The sequence below is a fragment of the Burkholderia sp. NLJ2 genome, from assembly GCF_049487195.1.
GTDB lineage: Bacteria > Pseudomonadota > Gammaproteobacteria > Burkholderiales > Burkholderiaceae > Burkholderia > Burkholderia pyrrocinia.
Genome location: NZ_CP137808.1, coordinates 366,353 through 386,712, shown reverse-complemented (window position 1 = coordinate 386,712; position 20,360 = coordinate 366,353). Strand labels below are relative to the sequence as shown.

Genomic DNA, 20,360 nt, shown 5'->3' with positions numbered 1-20,360 from the left:
TTAGCCCAAAATTTCTTCGACGGACTTGCCGCGCTTCGCCGCGATGTCTGCCGGGGTGGACTGCTTGCGCAGGCCGTCCAGCGTGGCGCGAACGAGGTTGTACGGGTTCGTCGAACCGTGGCTCTTCGCCACAACGTTCTGAACGCCCATCACGTCGAACACTGCGCGCATCGGGCCGCCGGCGATCACGCCCGTACCTGCCTTCGCCGGAGCGAGGAGGACGGCCGATGCGCCGTGCTTGCCGTGCACTTCGTGCTGCAGCGTGCCGTTCTTGAGCGGCACCTTGAACATGTTGCGGCGAGCTTGTTCCATTGCCTTCTGGACAGCGACCGGCACTTCCTTCGCCTTGCCCTTGCCCATACCGATGCGGCCATCACCGTCGCCAACCACGGTCAGTGCGGCGAAGCCGAGAATACGGCCACCCTTCACGACCTTGGTCACGCGATTGACCGAAATCATCTTTTCACGAAGGCCGTCGTCGCGCTCGTCAGCCTGAACTTTCGCTTGCATCTTTGCCATGACGAATTCCTTCCTTAGAACTTGAGCCCAGCTTCGCGAGCTGCCTCAGCCAGCGCTTTCACGCGGCCGTGGTAGCGGAAGCCCGAGCGGTCGAAGGCGACGGATTCGATGCCGGCGGCCTTTGCCTTCTCGGCAATGCGCTTGCCGATCAGCGTCGCGGCGTTAACGTTGCCGCCCTTGCCCGACTTGTCGGCGAGCTCGGCGCGCACTTCTGCCTCGAGCGTCGACGCGCTGGCGAGCACCTTGGTGCCGCAGGGCGAGAACACTTGAGCGTAGATGTGCGTGTTCGTGCGATGCACGGCGAGACGCGCGACCTGCAGCTCAGCGATCTTGATACGCGTCTGGCGAGCGCGGCGCAGGCGAGATTGAGTCTTATCCATGATTGCGCACCCTTACTTCTTCTTCGTTTCTTTGAGGATCACAACCTCGTCGGAATAGCGCACGCCCTTGCCCTTGTAGGGCTCCGGCGGACGGTAACCGCGGACTTCCGCAGCCACTTGACCGACTTGTTGCTTGTTGATCCCCTTGATCACGATTTCGGTTTGCGTCGGGGTTTCAGCCTTGACGCCTTCCGGCATCTGGTGCACCACCGGGTGCGAGAAACCCAGCGACAGGTTCAGCTTGTCGCCTTGCGCTTGTGCACGGTAACCGACGCCAACCAGCGTCAGCTTGCGCTCGAAACCCTTGGTCACGCCGTGCACGGCATTCGCGATGATCGCGCGCATCGTGCCCGACAGTGCATTTGCTTCGCGGCTTTCGTCGACCGGCGACAGATTCAGCGTGCCGTCGTTGTTCGCCACGTTCACGAGCGGATTGATCGCTTGCGTGATGGTGCCCAGCGGGCCCTTGACGGTGATTGCACCGTCGGCCAGCTTGACTTCCGCGCCTTGCAGCGCGATCGGGCTCTTACCTACTCGAGACATGTTTCTCTCTCCTCGGCTTTAAGCGACGTAGCAGATGACTTCGCCGCCGACGCCGGTAGCGCGCGCCTTGCGGTCGGTCATCACGCCCTTCGGCGTCGACACAATTGCCACGCCGAGGCCATTCATGACCTGCGGAATGTCGTTACGGCCGCGGTAGACGCGCAGGCCAGGCTTCGACACGCGCTCAAGGCGTTCGATGACCGGACGGCCAGCGTAGTACTTCAGCGCGATGTTCAGTTCTGCCTTCGCGCCTTCAGCCTTCACCGCGAAATCGTCGATATAACCTTCGTCCTTCAGGACTTGCGCGATTGCAACCTTGACCTTCGACGAGGGCATCGCGACCGATACCTTCTCGACCATCTGCGCGTTGCGGATGCGAGTCAGCATATCGGCGATAGGATCACTCATGCTCATTTACGTTTCTCCTATTACCAGCTCGCCTTGGTCAGGCCAGGAATCTCGCCACGGAATGCGATTTCACGAATCTTGTTACGCGCGAGGCCGAATTTACGGAACGTGCCACGCGGACGGCCCGTGATCGCGCAGCGGTTACGCTGGCGGGTCGGGTTTGCGTTGCGGGGCAGTTGCTGCAGCTCCAGGCGTGCTTCGTAGCGCTCTTCTTCCGACTTGCTTTGGTCTTCGACGATCGCCTTCAGCGCTTCGCGCTTTGCTGCGAACTTCGCGACCAGGCGGGCGCGCTTCTTTTCACGTTCGATCAGTGCCAGTTTAGCCACGGTAACCTCAGTTTCTGAACGGGAACTTGAAGCTGGCGAGCAGAGCCTTTGCTTCGTCGTCGGTCTTCGCAGTCGTCGTGATGCTGATGTTCAGCCCACGCAGTGCGTCGATCTTGTCGTAATCGATTTCGGGGAAAATGATCTGCTCTTTCACACCGATGTTGTAGTTGCCACGGCCATCGAAAGCACGACCCGACACGCCGCGGAAGTCACGCACGCGGGGCAGGGCGACGGTCACGAAACGGTCGAGGAATTCATACATCGCCTGGCCGCGCAGCGTCACCATCGCGCCGATCGGGTAACCCTGGCGAATCTTGAAGCCTGCGATTGCCTTGCGTGCCTTCGTCACGACCGGCTTCTGACCAGCGATCTTCGTGAGGTCGCCAACGGCGTTCTCGATGATCTTCTTGTCAGCGATCGCTTCGCCAAGACCCATGTTCAGCGTGATCTTGGTGATGCGCGGCACTTCCATGACCGACTTGTAACCGAACTTCTCGATCAGGCCGGGCACAACCTTTTCTTTGTAAAACTCTTGAAAACGAGCCATTTTTTACTCCGCTGCGTCAGGCGCTCAGTACGGCACCGGTCGTCTTCAGGAAGCGAACCTTCTTGCCTTCCTCGACCTTGATGCCAACACGCGACGCCTTGCCATTCGCGTCGACCAGTGCGACGTTCGAAATATGCAGGGGCATCGTCTTCGCTTCCACGCCGCCCGTCGTACCCTTCATCGGGTTCGGCTTCACATGCTTCTTGACGAGGTTGATACCTTCAACCGTCACATGCTCAGCACCGACAGCCAGCACGACGCCGCGCTTGCCCTTGTCCTTGCCGGTAACGACGATAACCTCGTCACCCTTGCGAATCTTGTTCATCGCGACTCCTTACAGCACTTCCGGCGCCAGCGAAACGATCTTCATGAATCGTTCGCTACGCAGCTCACGCGTCACCGGCCCGAAGATACGGGTGCCGATCGGCTCGAGCTTGTTATTCAAAAGCACAGCGGCGTTGCCGTCGAACTTGATCAGCGAGCCGTCTTGACGGCGCACGCCCTTGGCGGTGCGAACCACCACGGCGTTGTAGATTTCGCCTTTCTTCACGCGCCCGCGCGGCGTTGCCTCTTTGACGCTCACCTTGATGATGTCGCCAATGCCGGCATAACGACGCTTCGAGCCGCCGAGCACCTTGATGCACAGGACTTCACGTGCACCCGTGTTGTCGGCTACTTCGAGCCGAGATTCGGTCTGGATCATGGTTTGTCTTTCCCAACTTAATCCGGATGCACCACCATGATGCATTCGGTCAGTCTTGGTCCCGTCAGCCAATCGGCTGCTTGGGTTGGAACAGCAGCGACGGCAAACGAAACCCGCCATCGCAATTCGGTGAATCTTTCGGACAGGCTGGCGCCAGTCCGCTTCCCCCACCAACTTCGCCCGCGACGGGGCTCCCATAAAGAGGGAAGACCAGGATTATAACAAATAACCCTGGTCACGCAAGCAAAAACTTTGCGATTTCAAGCACTTCGTGGAGAAGTGCTTGTTACTGCCTACTGCACGGCCCGCTTAGATGACGCGAGCTGCTTCGACGAGGCGCGACACCGCCCAGGCCTTCGTCTTCGAAACAGGACGAGTTTCCTGGATTTCGACGAGATCGCCTTCGTTGCAGGTGTTCGCTTCATCATGCGCGTGGTACTTCTTCGAGCGCACGACATACTTGCCGTAGATCGGGTGCTTGACGCGGTGCTCGATCAGCACGGTGACGGTCTTGTCCATCTTGTTGCTGACGACCCGACCGACCAGCGTCCGCTTCAGCGAGGTTTTCACGCTATCGTTCATTTCTGGTTCGCCTTCTGAGTCATGACGGTCCGCACACGTGCGATGTCGCGACGAACCTTCTTCAGCTGGCTCGTGTTCGTGAGCTGCTGGGTCGCGAGTTGCATGCGCAGGCCGAATTGCGCCTTCAGCAGGTCCGCCAGCTCCTTGTTGAGCGCGGCCTGGTCTTTCTGGAGAAGTTCGGAAGCCTTCATGTTTTCTCCTTAGGCGCCGAGCTGGCGCACGATGAATGCCGTCTTCAGCGGCAGCTTGGCTGCAGCCAGACGGAACGCTTCGCGTGCCAGTTCTTCGGTTACGCCGTCCATTTCATAGAGCATCTTGCCCGGCTGAATCTCGGCGACGTAGTACTCCGGGTTACCCTTACCGTTACCCATACGTACTTCGGCCGGCTTCTGCGAAATCGGCTTGTCCGGGAAGATCCGGATCCAGATGCGGCCGCCACGCTTGATGTGACGCGTCATTGCACGACGCGCCGCTTCAATTTGACGTGCGGTCAGACGACCGCGACCGATCGCCTTCAGGCCGAATTCACCGAACGACACTGCGTTGCCGCGCGTCGCCTTGCCGGTGTTACGACCCTTCTGCTCTTTACGATACTTCCTGCGTTTCGGTTGCAGCATCGTTATTCTCCAGTCTTGCCGTCTTCGGGCTTGCCGGCGCCACGGCGCGGTGCGCCACGGCGAGCACCCGGAGCGCCGCCTTCGCCGTCACGGCGCGGACGACGGTCGCCCGGACGCGCATTGCGACGCGGACGCTTGTCTTCGGCTACTTCTTCCACCACCGGTGCGTCATTGCGGCCGAGCGTGTCGCCCTTGTACACCCACACCTTGACACCGATGATCCCGTAAGTCGTCTTCGCTTCCGAGGTCGCGTAGTCGATATCGGCACGCAGCGTGTGAAGCGGCACGCGACCTTCGCGATACCACTCCGTACGAGCGATTTCAATACCGTTCAGACGGCCTGCGCTCATGATCTTGATGCCCTGGGCACCCAGACGCATCGCGTTCTGCATCGCACGCTTCATCGCGCGACGGAACATGATCCGGCGCTCGAGCTGCTGCGTGATCGAGTCGGCGATCAGTTGCGCATCGGTTTCCGGCTTGCGGATCTCTTCGATGTTGACGTGAACCGGAACGCCCATGCGGCGTTGCAGTTCCGTCTTCAGCTGTTCGATATCCTCGCCCTTCTTGCCGATGACCACACCCGGACGCGAGCTGTAAATCGTGATGCGCGCGTTCTTCGCCGGACGCTCGATGACGACCCGACCGACCGAAGCGTTCTTCAGCTTCTTCTTCAGGTATTCACGAACACCGATGTCTTCCTGCAGCATCGCCGCGAAATTGTTGTTGTTCGCGTACCAACGCGAAGCCCAATTACGGCTGACAGCCAGGCGGAAGCCAGTCGGATGAATTTTCTGTCCCATCGTATGGCTCCTTAATTCCCGACCGTCACAGTGATGTGACAGGATTGCTTCTCGATGCGGTTACCGCGGCCCTTGGCGCGCGCGGTGAAACGCTTGAGCGATGCAGCCTTGTCGACGTAGATGCTCTTGATCTTGAGCTCGTCGATATCGGCGCCTTCGTTGTGCTCCGCATTCGCGATTGCCGACAGCACAACCTTCTTCACGATGCCAGCCGCCTTCTTCGGCGAGAACGTCAGAACGTTCAGCGCCTTGTCGACCGGCAAACCGCGGATCTGGTCAGCCACAAGGCGCGTTTTTTGCGCCGAGATGCGGGCACCGCGATGAATTGCTTTCACTTCCATCTTGATTGCCCCTTATTTCTTGGCCTTCTTGTCGGCTGCGTGACCCTTGAACGTACGGGTCAGTGCGAACTCGCCAAGCTTGTGGCCGACCATGTTTTCCGAGATGTACACCGGAACGTGTTGACGGCCGTTGTGAACAGCGATCGTCAGGCCGATGAAATCCGGCAGAATCGTCGAGCGACGCGACCAGGTCTTGATCGGCTTTTTGTCGCGCGAAGCTGCAGCCGCCTCAACTTTCTTCAGCAAATGGGCGTCGCAGAACGGACCTTTTTTAACAGAACGTGCCATTGCCTACTCCTTAACGCTTGTGACGGCGCTGGACGATCATCGTCGTCGTGCGCTTGTTGCTGCGGGTGCGATAACCCTTAGCCGGCGTACCCCACGGGCTCACCGGGTCGCGACCTGCAGCCGTCTTGCCCTCACCACCACCGTGCGGGTGATCAACCGGGTTCATCGCAACGCCACGCACCGTCGGGCGGATACCGCGCCAGCGGTTCGCGCCAGCCTTGCCGATCTGGCGCAGGCTATGCTCTTCGTTGCCGACTTCACCGATCGTTGCACGGCACTCGATGTGCACGCGACGGATTTCGCCCGAACGCAGACGAACCTGCGCGTAGACGCCTTCACGTGCCAGCAGCATGGCCGACGTGCCAGCCGAACGCGCCATTTGCGCGCCCTTGCCCGGCAGCATCTCGATGCAGTGGATCGTCGTACCGACCGGAATGTTGCGGATCGGCAGCGTGTTGCCTGCACGGATCGGCGCTTCCGAACCCGACATCAGCTGTTGGCCGACGGTCAGGCCCTTCGGGGCGATGATGTAGCGACGCTCGCCGTCTGCGTAGAGCACCAGCGCGATGTTCGCGCTACGGTTCGGGTCGTACTCGAGACGCTCGACCTTTGCCGGGATGCCATCCTTCGTGCGACGGAAATCGACGATACGATAGTGCTGCTTGTGACCACCGCCCTTGTGGCGCGTGGTGATGCGGCCGTTGTTGTTACGGCCGGCGGTCGAGCTCTGCGAGTCGAGCAGTGCCGCGAACGGCTTGCCCTGGTGCAGATTCTTGTTGACCACCTTGACCATCGCGCGGCGACCCGGCGAAGTCGGCTTAACTTTAACGATTGCCATGATTACTTGGCCTCCGCTTCAAAGTTGATTTCCTGGCCGGGCTTCAGGCAAACGTACGCCTTCTTCACGTCCTTGCGGCGGCCCATCGAACGGCCAAAGCGTTTCTGCTTGCCCTTCTGAACCAGCACGTTGACGGAGTCAACCTCAACCTTGAACAGCAGCTCGACAGCCGCCTTCACTTCCTGCTTCGTGGCATCCGGCGCGACTTCGAACACGACTTGCTCGTTCTTGTCGGCAACCAGCGTCGCCTTTTCCGAGATCACCGGTGCGAGCAGGACCTGCATCAAACGATGATCGTTCTTGCGAATCTCGCTCATGACAGCAACTCCTCGATCTGGGCGACCGCAGCCTTCGTGACCAGGACTTTCTTGAAGTAGATCAGCGACAGCGGGTCAGCGTAGCGCGGCTCGACAATTGCCACGTGCGGCAGGTTGCGCGAAGCCAGGTACAGGTTTTCGTCGACCGTGTCGGTAATGATCAGCACGGAGTCGAGACCCATGGTCTTGAATTTTTCGGCCAGCAGCTTGGTCTTCGGCGCTTCGAGGATGATGTCCTCGACAACCGACAGACGGCCTTCACGGGCCAGCTGCGAGAAGATCGAGCAGAGACCTGCGCGATGCATCTTCTTGTTGACCTTGTGCGAGAAGTTTTCTTCCGGCGAGTTCGGGAAGATACGACCACCGCCACGCCACAACGGGCTCGACGACATACCGGCACGAGCACGGCCCGTACCCTTCTGGCGCCACGGCTTCTTGGTGGTGTGCTTGACCTGCTCGCGGTCCTTCTGCGCGCGGTTACCCTGGCGAGCATTCGCCTGGTAAGCGACGACGACCTGGTGGATCAGCGCTTCGTTGTAGTCACGGCCGAACACGACGTCCGATGCGTTGACCACTGCACCTTCCTGACCATTTTCGTTCAGGAGCTTGAGTTCCATTATTTCGCCCCCTTGGTCTTGACGGCCGGCGTGACAAAAACCTTGCCACCCTTCGCGCCCGGAATCGCACCCTTGACGAGCAGCAGCTTGCGCTCTGCGTCGATACGAGCGATTTCGAGGTTCTGCACCGTCACCGTCACATCACCCATGTGACCCGTCATGCGTTTACCCGGGAACACGCGACCCGGATCCTGCGCCATACCGATCGAGCCCGGCACGTTGTGCGAGCGCGAGTTACCGTGCGTGGCACGGCCGGAGGAGAAGTTGTAACGCTTGATCGTACCGGCGTAGCCCTTACCGATCGACACGCCTTGCACGTCGACCTTCTGGCCCACTTCGAAAAGATCTGCACCGACCACGGCACCATTCGACAGCTCGGCTGCCTTGGCCGCGTCAATGCGGAATTCCTTGAGGATTTCACCGGCTTCGACACCGGCTTTGGCGAGATGACCTGCCAGCGGCTTCGTCACGCGCGATGCGCGGCGGGAGCCGAATGCAACCTGCACGGCCGTGTAGCCGTCGGTTTCAACAGTCTTGATCTGCGTCACGCGGTTGTCCGACACGTCCAGCACGGTGACGGGAATCGAATCCCCTTCAGCCGTGAAGATACGGGTCATGCCAACCTTGCGACCTACGAGTCCAAGGCTCATCATTTTCTCCATTCCCGACTGCGATTGGTCGGGGCTGATTTACAAAATGCCGGGCACGCAAGGCCCAACTTTTTTACGCGAATACGCGAAAAGCCAAGCAGTATAGCCCGATTCTTCGTTTTCCGCAAGCAATCAAAGACTTAGCGCCGCCCGACAAGCCGTTCGGCGCTGGAAGCCTTACTGCAGCTTGATTTCCACGTCGACGCCAGCCGGCAGATCGAGCTTCATCAGCGCGTCAACCGTCTTGTCGGTCGGATCGACGATGTCCATCAGGCGCTGGTGGGTGCGGATTTCGAGCTGATCGCGCGACGTCTTGTTGACGTGCGGCGAACGCAGGATGTCAAAACGCTGAATGCGCGTCGGCAGCGGCACCGGGCCACGGACGATTGCACCAGTCCGCTTCGCGGTATCGACGATCTCGGCAGCCGATTGATCGATCAGACGATAGTCGAAAGCCTTCAGGCGAATGCGGATTTTCTGTTGCTGCATGACGATTCCTTGAAAAGAGCGAGGCGATGTTGCATCGCCGGACACTAAAAGAACGTGAAACATGACGCCTGCGGAGAGCGAGACATCAGGTTCCGGACAGTACTTCCACTGCTAAGCCCGCGATTCTACACGAAATTGTGGAGCGGTGGTGTGGGTTTCTCGCCCCACGCAACGGAGTACCGGAAAAACAAAACCGGGTGCCAGCGCAAGCTGGACACCCGGTTTCGACGGTACAACTGCATACCGCGGAATCGCGGACCCCGTCGGGATCCGCGGATCGTCGATATTACTCGATGACCTTGGCGACGACGCCGGCACCGACGGTACGGCCGCCTTCGCGGATTGCGAAGCGCAGACCTTCTTCCATCGCGATCGGAGCGATCAGCTTCACCGTGATCGACACGTTGTCGCCCGGCATCACCATTTCCTTGTCCTTCGGCAGCTCGATCGAGCCCGTCACGTCCGTCGTACGGAAGTAGAACTGCGGACGGTAGTTGTTGAAGAACGGCGTGTGACGGCCGCCTTCGTCCTTGCTCAGCACGTACACTTCAGCCGTGAAGTGCGTGTGCGGCGTGATCGAACCCGGCTTCGCCAGAACCTGGCCACGCTCCACGTCTTCACGCTTCGTGCCGCGCAGCAGGATACCAACGTTGTCGCCTGCCTGACCTTGGTCCAGCAGCTTGCGGAACATTTCAACGCCCGTGCAGGTCGTCTTCACCGTCGGCTTGATACCGACGATTTCGATTTCTTCGCCGACCTTCACGACGCCGCGCTCGATACGACCCGTCACCACCGTACCACGGCCCGAGATCGAGAACACGTCTTCCACCGGCATCAGGAACGCGCCGTCAACTGCACGCTCCGGCGTCGGGATGTACGTGTCCAGCGCATCGGCCAGGCTCATGATCGCCACTTCGCCCAGCTCGCCCGTGTCGCCTTCCAGCGCCAGCTTCGCCGAACCCTTCACGATCGGCGTGTCGTCGCCCGGGAAGTCGTACTTCGACAGGAGTTCGCGAACTTCCATCTCGACCAGCTCGAGCAGTTCAGCGTCGTCCACCATGTCGCACTTGTTCAGGAACACGATGATGTACGGAACGCCAACCTGACGCGCCAGCAGGATGTGCTCACGCGTTTGCGGCATCGGGCCGTCTGCTGCCGAGCAAACCAGGATCGCGCCGTCCATCTGTGCCGCGCCCGTGATCATGTTCTTCACGTAGTCAGCGTGGCCCGGGCAGTCGACGTGGGCGTAGTGGCGGTTAGCCGTTTCGTACTCGACGTGTGCCGTGTTGATCGTGATGCCGCGCGCCTTTTCTTCCGGTGCCGCGTCGATCTGGTCGTATGCCTTCGCTTCGCCGCCGAACTTCTTCGTCAGAACCGTCGTGATCGCTGCCGTCAGCGTCGTCTTGCCGTGGTCAACGTGACCAATCGTACCAACGTTCACGTGCGGCTTGGTCCGCTCGAATTTACCTTTTGCCATGATTCTCTTCTTTCAAAAATAATCGATTGTGATAGCGAATTACTTCGACTTCGCGCTGATGATCGCTTCTGCAACGTTCTTCGGAGCTTCAGCGTAGTGCTTGAACTCCATCGTGTACGTTGCGCGACCCTGCGTCAGCGAACGCAGCGACGTGGAATAGCCGAACATTTCCGACAGCGGCACTTCGGCGCGCACGATCTTGCCGCCGCCCACCATGTCGTCCATGCCCTGGATAATGCCGCGACGACCCGACAGGTCGCCCATCACGTTACCCATGAAGTCTTCCGGCGTTTCCACTTCCACGGCCATCATCGGTTCGAGCAGAACCGGATCAGCGCGGCGCATCGCTTCCTTGAACGCCATCGAACCAGCCATGCGGAACGCATTTTCGTTCGAGTCGACGTCGTGGTACGAACCGAACGTCAGCGTGACCTTCACGTCGACGACCGGGAAGCCCGCCAGCACGCCGCTCTTCAGCGTTTCCTGGATACCCTTGTCAACCGACGGAATGTATTCGCGCGGGATCACGCCGCCCTTGATCGCGTCGATGAACTCGTAGCCCTTGCCCAGTTCGCTGCGCTCGAGCGTGATGACCGCATGGCCATACTGACCACGGCCGCCCGACTGCTTGACGAACTTGCCTTCGACGTCCGCGGCCGACTTGCGAATGGTTTCGCGGTACGCCACCTGCGGCTTGCCGACGGTCGCTTCCACGCCGAATTCACGCTTCATCCGGTCGACGAGAATTTCGAGGTGGAGCTCGCCCATGCCCGAAATGATCGTTTGACCCGATTCTTCGTCGGTCTGCACGCGGAACGATGGATCTTCCTGAGCGAGACGGTTGAGCGCCAGGCCCATCTTTTCCTGGTCAGCCTTCGTCTTCGGCTCGACTGCCTGCGAAATCACCGGCTCCGGGAAAATCATGCGCTCGAGCACGATCGGATGTGCCGGATCGCACAGCGTGTCGCCCGTGGTCGCTTCCTTCAGGCCGACCGCAGCAGCGATGTCGCCTGCGCGAACTTCCTTGATTTCTTCGCGCTGGTTCGCGTGCATCTGCAGAATACGGCCGAGACGTTCCTTCTTGTCCTTGGTCGCATTGAGCAGCGTGTCGCCCGAATTGACAACGCCCGAGTAGACGCGGAAGAAGATCAGCTGGCCGACGAACGGGTCGGTCATGATCTTGAACGCGAGTGCCGCGAACTTCTCGTCGTCGGCAGCACGACGCTCCGTCTTCTCGCCGTTTTCGAGTTCGCCCGTAACCGGCGGAATATCGACCGGCGACGGCAGGAAATCGATCACGGCGTCGAGCATGCGCTGCACGCCCTTGTTCTTGAACGCGGTACCGCACAGCATCGGCTGAATTTCGCACGCGATCGTACGGTCACGCAGACCCTTCACGATCTCGGCTTCGGACAGCTCGCCCGCTTCCAGGTACTTGTTCATCAGGTCTTCGTTCGACTCTGCAGCCGCCTCGACCATCTTTTCGCGCCATTCGTTGCACGTGTCGGCGAGTTCCGCCGGGATGTCCACGTAGTCGAACTTGGTGCCTTGCGACGCCTCGTCCCAAATGATCGCCTTCATCTTGATCAGGTCGACGACGCCCTTGAAGCCTTCTTCCGCGCCGATCGGCACCACGACCGGAACCGGGTTTGCCTTCAGGCGCAGACGGAGCTGGTCGTAGACCTTGAAGAAGTTCGCGCCGGTACGGTCCATCTTGTTGACGAACGCGAGACGCGGCACCTTGTACTTGTTCGCCTGGCGCCACACCGTTTCCGACTGCGGCTGCACGCCGCCCACTGCGCAGTACACCATGCACGCGCCGTCGAGCACGCGCATCGAACGCTCCACTTCGATCGTGAAGTCGACGTGGCCCGGGGTGTCGATGATGTTGATGCGGTGTTCCGGATAGTTGCCGCCCATGCCCTTCCAGAAGGCCGTGGTAGCAGCGGACGTGATCGTGATGCCACGCTCCTGTTCCTGCTCCATCCAGTCCATCGTGGCTGCGCCGTCGTGGACTTCACCGATCTTGTGGTTCACACCGGTGTAAAACAGAATGCGCTCGGTCGTCGTCGTCTTGCCGGCGTCGATGTGAGCGCTAATACCGATATTGCGGTAGCGCTCGATAGGAGTCTTGCGAGCCACTTTGATCCTCTACTGGGATGGCGCGATGCAGCCCTGCTGCATCGCGCTTCAACACAAACGGGCGAGGCGCCTGAAAAGCGCACCCGCCCGGAATTTATTTCCGAAAAAGCCCAGCCAGGCGCTTAGAAACGGAAATGCGAGAACGCGCGGTTGGCTTCTGCCATGCGGTGAACTTCGTCGCGCTTCTTCATCGCGCCGCCACGGCCTTCGGCCGCTTCGGAGAGTTCACCTGCCAGGCGCAGGGCCATCGACTTCTCGCTGCGCTTCTTCGCAGCCTCACGCAGCCAGCGCATCGCCAATGCCATACGACGCGACGGGCGCACTTCGACCGGAACTTGATAGTTGGCACCACCAACGCGACGGCTCTTCACTTCGACCACCGGCTTCACGTTGTTGAGCGCAACCGTGAACACTTCCAGCGGGTCCTTGCCACCCTTGGTCTGGATCTGTTCGAATGCGCCATAAACGATGCGCTCTGCGACCGACTTCTTGCCGGACAGCATCAGCATGTTCATGAACTTGGCTACATCAACGTTGCCGAACTTCGGATCCGGCAACACTTCCCGCTTGGGGACTTCGCGACGACGCGGCATGATTCTTCCTTTACTTGTTCAGTTGGAGCTGGATCCAGCCCCGCGGCCACCAACAAACCCGATCACATCTTCACGACTAACCAGCTTGGCCGGGTGACCACTTACTCGACAGCACCGGCAATCCGGCACTCCCGCCTTGACCGCCCAGAGGCGATCCCTGATCAAAAACTGCTTACTTGGCAGCCTTTGCACGCTTCGCGCCGTACTTCGAGCGCGCTTGCTTACGGTCCTTGACGCCCTGGGTATCCAGCGAGCCGCGAACCATGTGGTAACGCACACCCGGCAAGTCCTTCACACGGCCGCCGCGGATCAGCACAACCGAGTGTTCCTGCAGGTTGTGGCCTTCACCGCCGATGTACGAAATCACTTCGAAGCCGTTCGTCAGACGAACCTTGGCGACCTTACGGAGTGCCGAGTTCGGCTTCTTCGGCGTCGTCGTGTACACACGGGTGCACACGCCGCGACGCTGGGGGCAGTCCTGCAGGGCCGGGCTCTTGCTCTTCGTCGTTTCCGACTGACGGCCTTTGCGAACCAGTTGGTTGATGGTTGGCATTGTTTATTCCTGAAATTGAACAAAATCTGCAAACCGATTTCGGGCAAAGCGAGAATCGGCGCACAGTTGACTTCCGAACCGGCGAAACGGACGCGAACCTTCGAACGCGACTCGGCCCACCGAATACCGGAACCCAACATAATATTCCGGAAATACCAACTAAGTCAACGGCTTGCGTGATTTGCCGGCGGGTCGCGTGGTTTACGGGAAGGGTCGGAACACCTGTGTCAGGCCGATTCGACGACGTCGATGATCTCGTCGCCGAAGCGCTCGAGCTTGCGCACGCCCATGCCGGGGATATGGCGCAGGTCGTCGATCGTCTCCGGCGCGTTGCGCGCGATTTCGGCGAGCGTCGCATCGTGGAAGATCACGTAGGCCGGCACGCCGTCCGTCTTCGCGGTTTCCGCGCGCCACGCGCGCAGCGCATCCCACCGTGCACGCTCACGCGTGCCCATGCCGGCCGTCGGATCGACGCGCGTGCCGCTGCGGCTCGACGACTGCCGCGTGCGCTGCGGCTTCACGTAGCGGCGCAGCGTGACCTTCTCCTCGTTCTTCAGCACGGGCTTCGCTGCCTCGGTCAGCACGAGCGCGCCGAAGCCGCCATGATCGACCGCCAGGTAGCCGTACGCGACGAGCTGCCGGAAAATCGCGCGCCACTCGGGCTCGGACAGCGACGCGCCGATCCCGAACGTCGTGAGCTGGTCGTGGCCGCGTTGCAACACTTTCTCGGTACGCCCGCCACGCAGGATCTCGATCAGGTGACTCGAACCGAAATTGAAGCCGCTCGCACGCTGCGCGCGGAACACGCACGACAGCGCCATCTGCGCCTCGCGCGTCGCGTCCCACGAATCAGGCGGCTCGATGCACGTGTCGCAGTTGCCGCACGGCCTGCTCTCTTCGCCGAAGTAGTTCAGCAGTCGCACGCGGCGGCACGAGATCGTCTCGCACAGCCCGAGCAGCGCGTCGAGCTTCGACGTCTGCACGCGCTTGTGCGCGTCGTCCGCGTCGGACTCGTCGATCATCTTGCGCTGCTGGACGACATCGCCGAGGCCATACGCCATCCACGCATTCGCGGGCATCCCGTCACGGCCCGCGCGGCCCGTTTCCTGATAATAGCCTTCGACGCTCTTCGGCAGATCCAAGTGCGCAACGAAGCGCACGTCGGGCTTGTCGATGCCCATGCCGAACGCGATCGTCGCGCACATCACGATGCCTTCCTCGCGCTGGAACATTTCCTGGTGCTTCTGCCGCACCTCAAACTCCATCCCCGCGTGATACGGCAGCGCGCGCACGCCCTGCGCCTTCAGCCACTCGGCCGTCTCCTCGACCTTGCGGCGCGACAGGCAATAGACGACACCCGCATCCGTCGTACCGTCGGCGTTCGTGTGTTCGGCGCGGATGAAATCGAGCAGTTGCGAACGCGCGTTGTCCTTTTCGACGATCCGGTAGCGTATGTTCGGGCGATCGAAGCTCGACACGAACACGCGCGCGTCGTCGAGCGCGAGGCGATGGATGATCTCGTCGCGCGTGATCGCGTCGGCCGTGGCGGTCAGTGCGATGCGCGGCACCGACGGGAACCGCTCGTGCAGCACCGATAGCTGGATGTATTCCGGGCGGAAATCGTGCCCCCATTGCGACACGCAATGCGCTTCGTCGATCGCGAACAGGCCGATCTTCGCCCGCTCGAGCAAATCGAGGAAACGCCCCGTCATCAGCCGTTCGGGCGCGACGTACAGCAGGTCGATCTCGCCTTCGCGCAGCGCGCGCTCGGTCGCCGCGGCCTCGGCGCCCGACAGCGTCGAATTCAGGTAGGCCGCGCGCACGCCGACTTCGCGCAGCGCGGCGACCTGGTCCTGCATCAGCGCAATCAGCGGCGACACGACGATGCCGGCGCCCTGCCCGGCCTCGCGGCGCAGCAGCGCCGGGATCTGGTAGCACAGCGACTTGCCGCCGCCGGTCGGCATCAGCACGAGACAATCGCCGCCGCCGGCGACGTGTTCGACGATCTCGCCCTGCTGGCCGCGAAATGCGGAATAACCAAAGACTTCGTCGAGGATTTCGAGGGCGCGGGACATGAATGATGAGAACGAGGACGGCAGGACGATGACCGCAAGTTTAACAACCCGCTCGCGCGACGCGTGGCGAATCGTGCAATGTTGGCCAATCGGACAGGGTTCGTTCGCGTGCATGACGGGCCTGCCGCGGCCGCGCCGCAAGCGACCGCGGTGCACGGCGATGTGGCACGCCGCTCGCAAACCGCCGGGGCCGGCGATGCGCAGGCGCGTCATGCACGTGAACGACGGATAAAAAAAACCGCCCGGCAAAACCGGGCGGTTTCGATGACAGCGAGGCGAGGCGGCTCGCGCCGCCCGCACTTACTCGGCTGCCGGGTGCTGTTGCGGCTCTTCCGCAGCAGGCGTGCTCGGCGTGCCGAAATCGAACGCCTCTTCCGCTGCGATCTGGTCGAAACGCTCGCGATCCGACGATTCCTTCGCCTTGCGTGCCTTGTGGAACGCGAGACCCGTACCGGCCGGAATCAGACGGCCGACGATCACGTTTTCCTTCAGACCGCGCAGATCGTCGCGCTTGCCCATGATCGCCGCTTCGGTCAGCACGCGGGTCGTTTCCTGGAACGATGCCGCGGAGATGAACGAGTCGGTCGACAGCGACGCCTTCGTGATACCGAGCAGCACGTTGTCGTACGAAGCCGGACGCTTGTCGTCGGCGATCATGCGATCGTTCTCGTCCAGCATGTCGGAACGTTCGACCTGTTCGCCCGGGATGAAGCGCGTATCGCCGTTGTCGGTGATCTGCACACGACGCAGCATCTGGCGAACGATCACCTCGATGTGCTTGTCGTTGATCTTCACGCCCTGCAGACGATACACGTCCTGCACTTCGTCGACGATGTAGCGCGACAGCGCCTCGATACCCTGCAGACGCAGGATGTCGTGCGGATCGGCCGGACCGTCCACGATCATTTCGCCCTTGTTGACGACCTGAGCATCGTGGACCAGCACCTGCTTTTCCTTCGCGATCAGGAACTCGTGCTGGTTGCCCTCGAGATCCGTGATGACGAGACGCTGCTTGCCCTTCGTGTCCTTACCGAACGACGTCGTACCGGTGACTTCCGCGAGAATGCCGGCATCCTTCGGCGAACGCGCTTCGAACAGTTCCGCCACCCGCGGCAGACCGCCGGTAATGTCACGCGTCTTCTGCGCTTCGGTCGGGATACGTGCGAGCACTTCACCGACCTGCACCTGCTGGCCATCCTTCACGGTAATCAGTGCGCCGACCTGGAAGCCGATCTGCACTGCGTGTTCCGTGCCCGGAATCTTCACTTCTTCGCCGTTTGCGTCGAGCAGCTTCACCTGCGGCCGCACGCTCTTCGAAGCCTGCGAACCGCGACGCTTCACGTCGATCACGACCAGCGTCGACAGGCCGGTCACGTCGTCGATCTGCTTCGCGACCGTCACGCCTTCCTCGACGTTCTCGAACTTCACCGTACCACCGTATTCGGTGATGATCGGACGCGTCAGCGGATCCCACGTGGCGAGCTGCGTGCCTGCCTTGATGGTCGCGCCGTCGAGCTGCAGCAGCGTCGCGCCGTACGGCACTTTGTGACGCTCGCGCTCGCGACCGAAGTCGTCGGTGATCATCGCTTCGCCCGAACGGGAAATGACGATCTGCTCGCCCTTCGCGTTCGTGACGTAGCGCATCGTAGCCGTGAAGCGCACGATACCGTTGCTCTTCGCTTCGACCGACGAAGCCACTGCCGCACGCGATGCCGCACCACCGATGTGGAACGTACGCATCGTCAGCTGCGTGCCCGGTTCGCCGATCGACTGCGCCGCGATCACGCCGACTGCTTCGCCGACGTTCACGAGCGAGCCGCGGCCGAGGTCACGGCCGTAGCAGGCTGCGCACAGGCCGTAACGCGTTTCGCAGGTCAGCGGCGTGCGCACGCGCACTTCGTCGATGCCGAGGCGTTCGATTTCCTCGACCGCCGTTTCGTCGAGCAGCGTGCCCGATTCGTACAGCGTTTCCTGCGTTTCCGGGTTCACGACGTCCGCGACCGCGACGCGGCCGAGGATACGGTCGCGCAGCGCTTCGACGACTTCACCGCCTTCGACCAGCGCCTTCATCGCGACGCCGTTCGACGTGCCGCAATCGTCTTCCACCACGACCAGATCCTGCGTGACGTCGACCAGACGACGCGTCAGGTAACCCGAGTTCGCGGTCTTCAGTGCCGTATCAGCCAGACCCTTACGTGCACCGTGGGTCGAGATGAAGTACTGCAACACGTTCAGGCCTTCGCGGAAGTTCGCGGTAATCGGCGTCTCGATAATCGAGCCGTCCGGCTTCGCCATCAGGCCACGCATACCGGCCAGCTGACGAATCTGCACCGCCGAACCCCGGGCACCCGAGTCGGCCATCATGTAGATCGAGTTGAACGACTCCTGGCGCGTCTCGTTGCCGTCGCGGTCCGTCACCGGCTCCGTCGACAGCTGTTCCATCATCGCCTTGCCGACCGCTTCCGACGTCGCCGACCAGATGTCGACCACGTTGTTGTAGCGTTCCTGCGCGGTGACGAGACCCGACATGTACTGGCGGTCGTATTCCTTCACCTTCTTCGCGGCGTCGCCGACGATCGTTTCCTTCTGCGGCGGCACGAGCATGTCGTCCACGCAGATCGAAATGCCGGCGCGCGTCGCGAGACGGAAACCCGACTGCATCAGCTGGTCGGCGAACACCACCGTCGCGCGCAGACCGCACTTGCGGAACGCCGTGTTGATCAGGCGCGAGATTTCCTTCTTCTTCAGCGGCTTGTTCAGCACCGAGAACGGCAGGCCGTGCGGCAGGATCTCCGACAGGATCGCGCGACCGACGGTCGTCGCGTACAGCGAGATCTTCGGCACGAATGCCGGTGCGCCTTCCGACTTGTCTTCGTTGTGGACCATTTCGGTGATCCGCACGTTGACGCGCGATGCCAGCTCGACTTCCTTGTTCTCGTACGCGCGGATCGCTTCCGACACGCCCGTGAACGACAGGCCTTCGCCCTTGCCGTTGATCGCTTCGCGGGTCGCGTAGTACAGACCCAGCACGATATCCTGCGACGGCACGATCGACGGATCGCCGTTGGCCGGGAACAGCACGTTGTTCGACGCCAGCATCAGCGTGCGCGCTTCCATCTGCGCTTCGAGCGACAGCGGCACGTGAACGGCCATCTGGTCACCGTCGAAGTCGGCGTTGAACGCCGCGCAGACGAGCGGGTGCAGCTGAATTGCCTTGCCTTCGATCAGCACGGGCTCGAACGCCTGGATACCGAGACGGTGCAGCGTCGGCGCACGGTTCAGCATCACCGGGTGCTCGCGGATCACCTCTTCGAGGATGTCCCACACCACCGGCGTCTGGTTCTCGACTTCCTTCTTCGCAGCCTTGATGGTCGTCGCGACGCCCATCACTTCCAGCTTGTTGAAGATGAACGGCTTGAACAGCTCGAGCGCCATCAGCTTCGGCAGACCGCACTGGTGCAGCTTCAGCGTCGGGCCGACCACGATGACCGAACGGCCCGAGTAGTCGACGCGCTTGCCCAGCAGGTTCTGACGGAAACGACCGCCCTTGCCCTTGATCATGTCGGCGAGCGACTTCAGCGGACGCTTGTTCGCGCCCGTCATCGCCTTGCCGCGACGACCGTTGTCGAGCAGCGAGTCGACGGCTTCCTGCAGCATCCGCTTTTCGTTGCGGACGATGATTTCAGGTGCCTTCAGCTCGAGCAGACGCTTCAACCGGTTGTTACGGTTGATCACGCGGCGATACAGGTCGTTCAGGTCCGACGTCGCGAAACGGCCGCCGTCCAGCGGCACGAGCGGACGCAGTTCCGGCGGCAGCACCGGCAGCACTTCGAGGATCATCCACTCGGGCTTGATGCCCGAGCGCTGGAATGCCTCGAGGACCTTCAGGCGCTTCGCGTACTTCTTGATCTTCGCTTCCGAGCCGGTGTTCTTCAGCTCGGTGCGCAGCGTCTCGACCTGCTCGTCGATGTTGATCGCGCGCAGCAGTTCACGCACGCCTTCCGCGCCCATCTCGGCACGGAATTCGTCGCCGTATTCCTCGACCTTGTTGTAGTAATCCTCTTCGGTCATGATCTGCCGCGCCTTCAGCGGCGTCATGCCCGGTTCGATCACCACGTATGCTTCGAAGTACAGCACGCGTTCGATGTCGCGCAGCGTCATGTCGAGCACCATGCCCAGACGCGACGGCAGCGACTTCAGGAACCAGATGTGCGCGACCGGCGAGGCCAGTTCGATGTGGCCCATGCGCTCGCGACGCACCTTCGCCAGCGTCACTTCGACGCCGCACTTCTCGCAGATCACGCCGCGATGCTTCAGGCGCTTGTACTTGCCGCACAGGCACTCGTAGTCCTTGATCGGCCCGAAGATCTTCGCGCAGAAGAGACCATCGCGTTCCGGCTTGAACGTACGGTAGTTGATGGTCTCCGGCTTCTTCACTTCGCCGAACGACCACGAACGGATCTTGTCAGGCGAAGCCAGACCGATCTTGATCGCGTCGAAAACTTCTTCCTGTTGGACTTGCTTGAATAGATCGAGCAGAGCTTTCATTGCT

General features: G+C 61.2%; 25 protein-coding genes. All 25 read right to left on the bottom strand.

Going from position 1 to position 20,360, the window contains the following annotated elements; all coding sequences use genetic code 11:
* Complete coding sequence (rpsE, locus tag R9B84_RS01730; RefSeq protein ID WP_006482895.1) at positions 1-519, bottom strand: 30S ribosomal protein S5; 519 nt, start codon at positions 517-519, stop codon at positions 1-3.
* A 14-nt stretch (positions 520-533) separates the two neighbouring features.
* On the bottom strand, positions 534-899 hold the full coding sequence (gene rplR / locus R9B84_RS01725; RefSeq protein WP_006477183.1) for a 50S ribosomal protein L18: 366 nt from the start codon (positions 897-899) through the stop codon (positions 534-536).
* A 12-nt stretch (positions 900-911) separates the two neighbouring features.
* Positions 912-1,442, bottom strand: coding sequence for a 50S ribosomal protein L6 (rplF, locus tag R9B84_RS01720; protein WP_006758786.1), 531 nt, complete (start codon positions 1,440-1,442; stop codon positions 912-914).
* 18 nt (positions 1,443-1,460) lie between these two features.
* Positions 1,461-1,856 carry a 30S ribosomal protein S8 gene (gene rpsH, locus R9B84_RS01715; protein WP_034183605.1) on the bottom strand — a complete coding sequence of 132 codons (396 nt, stop codon included), beginning with the start codon at positions 1,854-1,856 and terminating at the stop codon, positions 1,461-1,463.
* A 14-nt stretch (positions 1,857-1,870) separates the two neighbouring features.
* Positions 1,871-2,176: a 30S ribosomal protein S14 gene (gene rpsN / locus R9B84_RS01710; RefSeq protein WP_006482884.1), complete on the bottom strand. Its 306-nt coding sequence runs from the start codon at positions 2,174-2,176 to the stop codon at positions 1,871-1,873.
* A 7-nt stretch (positions 2,177-2,183) separates the two neighbouring features.
* On the bottom strand, positions 2,184-2,723 hold the full coding sequence (rplE, locus tag R9B84_RS01705) for a 50S ribosomal protein L5 (protein WP_006477186.1): 540 nt from the start codon (positions 2,721-2,723) through the stop codon (positions 2,184-2,186).
* A 16-nt stretch (positions 2,724-2,739) separates the two neighbouring features.
* A complete protein-coding gene (rplX, locus tag R9B84_RS01700) occupies positions 2,740-3,048 on the bottom strand; it encodes a 50S ribosomal protein L24 (protein WP_006477187.1) in 309 nt (102 codons plus the stop codon).
* Positions 3,049-3,057: 9 nt separating this feature from the next.
* The gene (gene rplN, locus R9B84_RS01695; RefSeq protein WP_006482918.1) at positions 3,058-3,426 is read right to left on the bottom strand and encodes a 50S ribosomal protein L14; all 369 of its coding nucleotides are present in this window, start codon (positions 3,424-3,426) and stop codon (positions 3,058-3,060) included.
* 309 nt (positions 3,427-3,735) lie between these two features.
* Positions 3,736-4,008, bottom strand: a complete 273-nt coding sequence (rpsQ, locus tag R9B84_RS01690) for a 30S ribosomal protein S17 (RefSeq protein WP_047899582.1) — start codon at positions 4,006-4,008, stop codon at positions 3,736-3,738.
* Entirely contained in the window at positions 4,005-4,199 is a 195-nt protein-coding gene (gene rpmC, locus R9B84_RS01685; RefSeq protein WP_006400652.1) for a 50S ribosomal protein L29, read from the bottom strand. Before rpmC ends, rpsQ begins: the two co-directional genes overlap by 4 nt.
* 9 nt (positions 4,200-4,208) lie before the next feature.
* A complete protein-coding gene (gene rplP / locus R9B84_RS01680) occupies positions 4,209-4,625 on the bottom strand; it encodes a 50S ribosomal protein L16 (protein ID WP_006482873.1) in 417 nt (138 codons plus the stop codon).
* 2 nt (positions 4,626-4,627) lie between these two features.
* Positions 4,628-5,428 (bottom strand): 30S ribosomal protein S3, encoded by an 801-nt coding sequence (rpsC, locus tag R9B84_RS01675; protein WP_006482899.1) that lies wholly within the window; start codon positions 5,426-5,428, stop codon positions 4,628-4,630.
* 11 nt (positions 5,429-5,439) lie between these two features.
* Positions 5,440-5,769 (bottom strand): 50S ribosomal protein L22, encoded by a 330-nt coding sequence (gene rplV / locus R9B84_RS01670; protein ID WP_004199272.1) that lies wholly within the window; start codon positions 5,767-5,769, stop codon positions 5,440-5,442.
* Positions 5,770-5,781: 12 nt separating this feature from the next.
* Positions 5,782-6,057, bottom strand: coding sequence for a 30S ribosomal protein S19 (gene rpsS, locus R9B84_RS01665; protein WP_004199273.1), 276 nt, complete (start codon positions 6,055-6,057; stop codon positions 5,782-5,784).
* Between the two features lie 10 nt (positions 6,058-6,067).
* Positions 6,068-6,895 (bottom strand): 50S ribosomal protein L2, encoded by an 828-nt coding sequence (gene rplB / locus R9B84_RS01660; protein WP_006482900.1) that lies wholly within the window; start codon positions 6,893-6,895, stop codon positions 6,068-6,070.
* 2 nt (positions 6,896-6,897) lie between these two features.
* On the bottom strand, positions 6,898-7,212 hold the full coding sequence (gene rplW / locus R9B84_RS01655; RefSeq protein WP_004199275.1) for a 50S ribosomal protein L23: 315 nt from the start codon (positions 7,210-7,212) through the stop codon (positions 6,898-6,900).
* On the bottom strand, positions 7,209-7,829 hold the full coding sequence (gene rplD / locus R9B84_RS01650) for a 50S ribosomal protein L4 (protein ID WP_011350675.1): 621 nt from the start codon (positions 7,827-7,829) through the stop codon (positions 7,209-7,211). The genes rplW and rplD overlap by 4 nt, the downstream gene beginning before the upstream one ends.
* On the bottom strand, positions 7,829-8,479 hold the full coding sequence (gene rplC / locus R9B84_RS01645) for a 50S ribosomal protein L3 (protein ID WP_006482922.1): 651 nt from the start codon (positions 8,477-8,479) through the stop codon (positions 7,829-7,831). The genes rplD and rplC overlap by 1 nt, the downstream gene beginning before the upstream one ends.
* A 177-nt stretch (positions 8,480-8,656) precedes the next feature.
* Complete coding sequence (gene rpsJ, locus R9B84_RS01640) at positions 8,657-8,968, bottom strand: 30S ribosomal protein S10 (protein ID WP_004199280.1); 312 nt, start codon at positions 8,966-8,968, stop codon at positions 8,657-8,659.
* Positions 8,969-9,254: 286 nt separating this feature from the next.
* The gene (gene tuf, locus R9B84_RS01635; RefSeq protein ID WP_129513512.1) at positions 9,255-10,445 is read right to left on the bottom strand and encodes an elongation factor Tu; all 1,191 of its coding nucleotides are present in this window, start codon (positions 10,443-10,445) and stop codon (positions 9,255-9,257) included.
* 39 nt (positions 10,446-10,484) lie between these two features.
* On the bottom strand, positions 10,485-12,587 hold the full coding sequence (gene fusA / locus R9B84_RS01630) for an elongation factor G (RefSeq protein WP_047899581.1): 2,103 nt from the start codon (positions 12,585-12,587) through the stop codon (positions 10,485-10,487).
* 122 nt (positions 12,588-12,709) lie between these two features.
* Positions 12,710-13,180 (bottom strand): 30S ribosomal protein S7, encoded by a 471-nt coding sequence (gene rpsG / locus R9B84_RS01625; RefSeq protein WP_006477195.1) that lies wholly within the window; start codon positions 13,178-13,180, stop codon positions 12,710-12,712.
* A gap of 172 nt (positions 13,181-13,352) precedes the next feature.
* Positions 13,353-13,733: a 30S ribosomal protein S12 gene (gene rpsL, locus R9B84_RS01620; RefSeq protein WP_006400662.1), complete on the bottom strand. Its 381-nt coding sequence runs from the start codon at positions 13,731-13,733 to the stop codon at positions 13,353-13,355.
* 227 nt (positions 13,734-13,960) lie between these two features.
* Positions 13,961-15,808, bottom strand: coding sequence for a DNA helicase RecQ (gene recQ / locus R9B84_RS01615; RefSeq protein WP_423758999.1), 1,848 nt, complete (start codon positions 15,806-15,808; stop codon positions 13,961-13,963).
* Positions 15,809-16,108: 300 nt separating this feature from the next.
* Complete coding sequence (rpoC, locus tag R9B84_RS01610; RefSeq protein ID WP_423758998.1) at positions 16,109-20,356, bottom strand: DNA-directed RNA polymerase subunit beta'; 4,248 nt, start codon at positions 20,354-20,356, stop codon at positions 16,109-16,111.
* Between the last annotated feature and the right edge of the window lie 4 nt (positions 20,357-20,360).